The organism is Halorubrum sp. SP9 (assembly GCF_005435015.1).
Taxonomy (GTDB): Archaea; Halobacteriota; Halobacteria; order Halobacteriales; family Haloferacaceae; genus Halorubrum; species Halorubrum sodomense.
This window is the reverse complement of the sequence record NZ_SGXU01000032.1, coordinates 21,188-28,331: the sequence shown is the minus strand read 5'-3', so window position 1 is coordinate 28,331 and position 7,144 is coordinate 21,188. Positions and strand designations below refer to the sequence as shown.

General features: G+C 69.0%; 3 protein-coding genes. 1 reads left to right on the top strand and 2 read right to left on the bottom strand.

Translation table 11 applies throughout. The features are described from left to right. Nucleotides 1-218: 218 nt before the first annotated feature. Both uvrA and EXE45_RS13780 read right to left on the bottom strand, forming a co-directional pair. Nucleotides 219-3,170 (bottom strand): excinuclease ABC subunit UvrA, encoded by a 2,952-nt coding sequence (gene uvrA, locus EXE45_RS13785; protein ID WP_137694668.1) that lies wholly within the window; start codon nt 3,168-3,170, stop codon nt 219-221. 105 nt (nt 3,171-3,275) lie between these two features. Next, complete coding sequence (locus EXE45_RS13780) at nt 3,276-5,501, bottom strand: twin-arginine translocase subunit TatC (RefSeq protein ID WP_137694667.1); 2,226 nt, start codon at nt 5,499-5,501, stop codon at nt 3,276-3,278. Nucleotides 5,502-5,655: 154 nt separating this feature from the next. Here EXE45_RS13780 and EXE45_RS13775 point away from each other — a divergent pair, with 154 nt between their 5' ends. Then, complete coding sequence (locus tag EXE45_RS13775; protein WP_092919446.1) at nt 5,656-6,855, top strand: twin-arginine translocase subunit TatC; 1,200 nt, start codon at nt 5,656-5,658, stop codon at nt 6,853-6,855. Nucleotides 6,856-7,144 lie beyond the last annotated feature (289 nt).

Below are 7,144 nucleotides of genomic sequence, written 5' to 3'. Positions count from 1 at the left end.
CCTCGCGGGCTGGCTCGCGGCCGCCGAGGGCGGCCGCTCGCAGGCGCGCCACCGCATTGTCATTTATAAGTGATCACCGCCGTCGCTCACGGCCGTTTAAATACAGAGTCGTCAACGCCGATCCGCGATACTTCCTCTCGCTATCGCTCGACGACCGGAAATATCAGTTGTGTCTCCGTTCGATCCGAGGCGCGGAACCCCGCCGAAGCGCTCCTGCCTCAGTCGTCGTCCGCCACCGCGGGCTTCCGGCGGTCGTCGCGGGGGCCGTCGAGGTCGACCTTCGGGAGCATGTCCCGGAGGTAGCGCCCGGTGTGAGACGCCTCCTCGCGGGCGATCTCCTCGGGGGTGCCGCTGGCGACCAGCTCGCCGCCGCCGTCGCCGCCCTCGGGACCGAGGTCGATCACGCGGTCGGCGTTCTTCACGAGGTCGAGTTCGTGCTCGATGACGACCACGGTGTTGCCGGCGTCGACGAGCCGGTGGAGCACGTCGATCAGCTTGCGCTCGTCCTCCTTGTGGAGCCCCGTCGTCGGCTCGTCGAGGAGGTACAGCGTGTCGCCGGTCGCGCGCTTGCCCAGCTCCTCGGCGAGCTTCACGCGCTGGGCCTCGCCGCCCGAGAGGGTCGTCGAGGGCTGGCCCAGCTCCATGTAGCCGAGCCCGACGTCTTTCAGCAGCTTCAGCCGCCGTTCGAGCCCGCGGTGGCTCTCGAAGAACTCGTGGGCCTCCGTGACGCTCATGTCGAGCACGTCGGCGATGGTCTTCCCCTTGTACTCCACGTCGAGCGTCTCGTCGTTGTAACGCGAGCCGCCGCACTCCTCGCAGGGGACGTACACGTCGGAGAGGAAGTTCATCTCGATCTTGACGGTGCCCTGTCCGCCGCACTCCTCGCAGCGCCCGCCCTTCACGTTGAACGAGAAGCGGCCCTTCTCGTAGCCGCGGCGCTTCGAGAGCTTCGTCTCCGCGAACAGCTCGCGGACGTGGTCGAACACGTCGGTGTACGTCGCGGGGTTCGAGCGCGGCGTCCGCCCGATCGGCGACTGGTCGATCAGCCGCACGGTCTCCACCTCGTCGAGCCCCTCGATCGCGTCGTGCTCGCCGGGGTCGACCGAGGTGTTGTCGTTCATCTCGCGGGCGAGTCCCTTGTAGAGGATGTCGTTGACGAGCGTCGACTTCCCGGAGCCGGAGACGCCGGTGACGGTCGTCAGCGTGCCGAGCGGGATCGGCACGTCGAGGTCCTTCAGGTTGTGCTGGCGGGCCCCTCGAACCGTCAGCTCCCCGTCCGGCTCGCGGCGCTCGTCGGGCACCGGAATCTGCTTCCGGCCCGCGAGGTAGTCGGCGGTCACCGACTCGTCGGCCGCGACCACCTCGTCGAAGTCGCCCTGCGCGACCACCTCGCCGCCGCGCTTGCCGGGGCCGGGGCCCATGTCGATGATCTCGTCGGCGCGCCGCATCGTCTCCTCGTCGTGTTCGACGACGATGAGGGTGTTGCCCAGGTCCCGGAGCCCTTCGAGCGTGTCGAGCAGGCGGTCGTTGTCGCGCTGGTGGAGCCCGATGGAGGGCTCGTCGAGGACGTAGAGGACGCCCACCAGCCCGGAGCCGACCTGCGTGGCGAGCCGGATGCGCTGGCTCTCGCCGCCCGACAGCGTCGACGCCTCGCGGTCGAGCGTGAGGTACTCCAAGCCGACCTCCTCCATGAAGCCGAGCCGCGCGCGGATCTCCTTGAGGATCTCCTCGGCGATCGTCGTCTCGCGCTCGTTCAGTTCCGCTTCCATCCCCTCGAAGTGCTCGCGAGCCTCCGCGATCGACAGCTCGTTCACCTCGGTGATGGCGGTGCCCGCGACGAGGACGTGCCGCGACTGCTCCTTCAGGCGCGTCCCCTCGCACTCGGGACACGTCGTCACGGCCATGTACTCCTCGATGTGGTCGCGGGCGCGCTCGGAGTCGGTCTCCACGTGGCGGCGCTCTAAGTTGGGGATGACCCCCTCGAACCGCTCCGTCTTCTCGCGGGTGCCGTTCTTCGTGGTCCACTCGAAGTGGACGACGTCGTCGGTGCCGTAGAGGAACTGCCGCCGGATCGACTCGTCGAGCTCCTCGAACGGCGCGTCGAGGTCGACGCCGAAGTGCTCCGCGACGTTGTCGAGCTGGCGCGAGTAGTAGGTGCGGTCGTAGCTCCACGGCTCGAACACGTGCTTGAGGGGTTTCGAGGGGTCCTCGACCACGAGCTCCTCGTCGACCTCCTTCGTCGAGCCGATTCCCTCGCACTCGGGACAGGCGCCGTACGGGCTGTTGAAGGAGAACGAGCGCGTCTCGATCGCGGAGAACTGGACGTCGGAGTTGGGGTTGCCGAGCTCCTCGGAGAACTCCACGACGAGCCGGTCGTCGCCGTCGGCGTCGGCCGCGAGCGACCCCGTCGAGCGCGCGTTCGACGCGAACGGCACGTCCTCCGGCGGGTCGGGGACGATCAGCTTGAGGGCGCCGTCGGCCTCCTCGAGGGCGGTCTCGACGGAGTCGGTGATCCGCGAGCGCGCGTCCGGGGCGACCCGCACGCGGTCGACGATCACGTCGATCGTGTGGTCGTAGTTCTCGTCCAGGTCCGGGTCGTCCAAGGTCAGGTCGACCGGTTCGCCGTCGACCTCGACGCGGCTGTACCCCTCGCTCACGAGCTCCTCGAAGAGGTCCTCGAACGCGCCCTTCTGGTCGCGGACGACCGGCGCGGCGACCTTCGCGCGGGTGCCCTCGTGGAGCTCGAGGATCTGGTTCACCATGTCCTGGGCGGACTGCTCGCCCACCTCCTCGCCGGTGACGGGGTCGTACTGGGTGCCGATCCGGGCGTACAAAAGGCGGAGGTAGTCGTGGAGCTCGGTGACGGTCCCCACCGTCGACCGGGGGTTGTTCGCGGCGTTCTTCTGGTCGATCGAGATCGCGGGCGAGAGCCCCTCGACGGACTCCACCTGCGGCTTGTCCATCTGTCCGAGGAAGTTGCGGGCGTACGCGGACAGCGACTCGATGTAGCGGCGCTGCCCCTCGGCGTAGACGGTGTCGAACGCGAGCGACGACTTCCCCGACCCCGAGAGCCCGGTGACGACGGTGAACTCCTCCCGCGGAATCCGGACGTCGAGGTCCTTGAGGTTGTGTTCCTCGGCGCCGCGGACCTCGATGTACTCCTTGCTCATTTCACTCCTCCGTTGCGGGCGCGCGCGGGAATACCCGTCGGTCTCGGGGGTGACATTCGGGAAACCGCGCTGTTGCCGCGGAGCGGGAACCGCGCGCCGGACGGCTCAGCGCCCGACGAACTCCGCGGGCGGCGAGAGGTCGCGCCGGCCCCCGAATGTGACGAGGAAGAGGACGCCGACGCCGACGCCGTACGCGGTCATCAGCGGGACCGTCGCGAGGAGCATCGTGATCACGTCGGCGGGGGTGAACACGGCCGCGACGAGCATGATCCCGATCGTCACCTCGCGCCAGCGCTCCCGGAACACGCGGTACGGGACGCCGGCGTTGTTCAACAGGACCATCGCGATCGGGACGTCCGCGAGGAAGCCGATCCCGATCGTCGTGTAGATGACGAGCCAGAGGAAGTCGCTCACCCGATAGGTGATGATCATGTCCGCGAGGCGCGCGTCGGTGACGAGCCACCCGATGAGCCCCGGCGCGATGTACGCGTAGCCGAGCGCGAAGCCGCCGATCATGCCGGCGCCGAGCGCGCCCGCCCACAGGTACACCTGGTAGATCCGCCCGGCGACGAAGCCGCGCTCGCGGAGCGCGGGCCACGCGTAGTAGAGGACCACGGGGAACGCCGCGAGGATCCCGAGCATCACCGAGAACTTCACCATGAAGATCAGCGCCTCGACCGGGTGGAGCGTGATGATGTTGATCCCGCCCTCTATCTCCGCCGGCACGCGCCGTTCGAGGTCGCCGCGAACCGTTCCGAGTCCGCCGAGGTACAGCCACGTGAACGCGGCCGCCATCACGACCCCGAAGACGGCGACGATCCGGAACGACCGCGTGCGCAGCGAGTCGAAGATGAACTTGAGGTCCTTGTAGTAGCCGCCGATGTCGTCTTCGGCCGCCTCCTCGTTACCGTCCGTGAGCTCCGCGAGGAACGTCGAACTCGCGCGCGAGGTCCGGTTCTGGACGGTGCCGACCAGCCCGTCCTCGCCGGCGTCGCCCGCCCCGCCCGCGCTCGCGGCGGAGTCGTCCGCGTCGCCCTCCGCCCCGTCCCCGTCGCCGCCCTCGTTCACCTCGTCGAAGCGGTCGAGGATCGCCTGCGCCTTCTCCGCGTCGTCGTCGTCTATCGCGGCCTGCGCGAGCGCGAGCGACTCCTCCTCGTCCATCTCCGCGAACGCGTCCGCGGGGGCCGCCCGCACGCCCGCGGCGTCGAGTTCGCTCACGTCGACGGCTGTCGGGTCGCCGTACCGGTGACCCGCGCTCGCGGTGTCGAGGTCGGTGTACACCGCCCACAGCGTCGCGACGGCGGTGAACGCGAGCGCCCACGCGACGACGTAGATCCCCAGCGTCGTCGCGGGGTCGAGGCCGAACCCCTCGCCCGGCGCGAGGAACCGCCGGTCGCTCCCAGCGAGCCGCAGGAGGTCGTTGAGCGCGGTTCGGCCGCCGTACTCGTAGAATCCGTACACGAGCGCGCCGCCGAGGACCGTCGCGCCGACGACGACGTTCCAGTGGTTCCGGACGGCCCCGAGCACGTCGATCCGGTCGGCGCTCCGGTTGGCCGTGACGACGAGCTTCGCGAGGTAGAGGCTGAAGCCGTACAGCGCGACCAGCGGGAACGCCCACAGCAGCTGGGTGAACGGGTCCGGCGGAGAGAAGACGGCGCCGAACACGAAGATGAGGACGACCGCGTGGCGCCACTTGTCACGGAACGTCTCGTACGGGACGATCTCGGCGTACGAGAGGCCGGTGATCACCATCGGCATCTGCCCGGCGAGCCCGAAGGAAAGCGAGAGGAACACGATGAACTCCGTCCACATCACGATCCCGTAGGTGGGCTGGATGTCGGCCTCCAGGCCGAACTCCGCGAGGAAGCCGAACATCAGCGGGAAGAAGGCCAACACGCCGTAGGCGACCCCGGCGGAGAAGAGGCCGGCGGCGAGCAGCCCGAGCAGCGCGAGCTTCCACCGAGCGATCGGGGATCGCGGCCACATACCGCGACGCCGCAGCTCGTCGCGAGTGACGTAGATCAGCGGCGGAATCGCGGCGACCGCACCCACGATCAGTCCGATCTTCGCCTGGAGGAGGATCACCTCGAACGGCGTCGTCGCGATGATGTCCGCCTCCGCGGCGACCGCCGCGCTCATGCTCGATTCGGTGACTTCCCGGAGCCGGTCCCAGATGTACACGCGGAGCGCCCAGAACGTCGCGAGGAAACCGATCAGGAAGACGACGAACACCTTCTGGAGATCCTTCTGGATCGATCGAAGGAACGCCTTCGCCGTCTCGCGGCCCTCCGCGATCGACTGCTGGGTGTCCTCGTCGAGGGCGCTCGCCATACGGAGGGCGAAGGCCGTCGCCGTTATCAACCTTTTCGACCGCGGACGACTCCGCCGTCGACGCGCTCGGACGGTCGGGGAGGGGGCCGATCGACCCCGCGCGGCGCCGCTATCCGAAAAGGTTGATAACCGCCCGGTCGCGTAGGGAAACTGAATGGACGACTCGGACCGGTCGCGCGACGACGACTCGGCCGCCGCTGACGGGTCGACCGACGAGGCCGAACCCGAAAGCGACGGCGCCGTCGACGAGGGGTCCGAGGCCGACGAATCCGCCGACTCGGAGGCGTCCGAGGCGGTCGAGTCCGAGGTGACCGCCGAGGTCGAACCCGAGGTGGGGTCGGCCGGAAGCGACGCGGACGGGCCCGGCGACGAGCGGCCGGACGCGCTCTCGGGCCCGGACGAGGTGGTCGAGGCCGAGGACGCCGGTCGGTCGGACGCCCTCGACGACGGGAGCGAACGCAACGAGGAGTCTCCCGACGGCGCCGCGACGGAAGGCGACTCCGTGACGGCGGACGACGGCGCGACCGCGGATACCGAGGCCGCCGGCGACGGCGGCACTCCGGCCACGACCCCGGACGCCGCGACCGCCGACGCCCCGACGGCGGTCGACGACGATCCGTTCGAGGGTATCGAGGGGCCGGAGACGGACGAGGAGATGCCGCTGGCGGCCCACATCGAGGAGATGATGCGCCGGCTCGCGGTCGTCTTCCTCATCGGCGGCCTGGCCACGCTCGTCGTCATCACCGAGTCGACGGAGCTCATCAACTACTTCTGGAGCTACCACATCCCGGCGCCGATGGAGAACCGTCCGCGGCTGTACGGCCCGCTCGAACTCCCGCTCACCCAACTGAAGGTGGCCGGACTCGCTGGCGTCGTGGTGGGGCTCCCGGCGTTCGTCTACCAGACGTACCGGTTCATGCGACCGGGGCTCTACGAGACGGAGCGGCGCTACTACCTCGCGGCGGTCCCGACCAGCCTGATCCTCGGCGGGGTCGGGATCGCGTTCGCGCACTTCCTCGTGTTGCCCGCGATCTTCTCGTATTTCACCACCTACACCTCCGACGCGGCGACGATCGCCTTCGGCCTCGCGGAGACGTTCAACCTGATCGTCATCATGCTCGCGTTCATGGCGATCGTCTTCCAGATCCCGCTGTTCATCATGCTCGCGATCATGATGAACCTCGTCACGCGGCAGTGGCTGGAGGCGAAACGGCTGATCTTCTGGGGGACGTTCCTCGGGATCGCCTTCCTGTTCAGTCCCGACCCGACCGGGATGGCGCCGATCATCGTGACGCTGACGATGATCGCGCTCTTCGAGGGAACGCTCGCGATACTGCGCTGGACCGGGAACTAGACCCGGTCCCCGTCGGTCGTTTGTAACTAGTCACCCGCGAATCTCCGACGATCTCCGCCAACGCCCCAGCCGCTCGCTCATAAACCGCTAACAACAGATCGACGGTGATCGCCCCCAAAGCCCCAGCCGTGAGGCGCTACGCGCCACGGGCAACCGGCGGCGGAGCCGCCGGTGACTGCCCCTTTGCGTCCCGCCCCGCACCGCTCAGCACCGCAGCCTCACGCCTCCCCAGCCTCGTCGCTGGCACCCTCCGCTTCGCTCCGGGAGCCAGCGACTCCCTCGCGCGGTG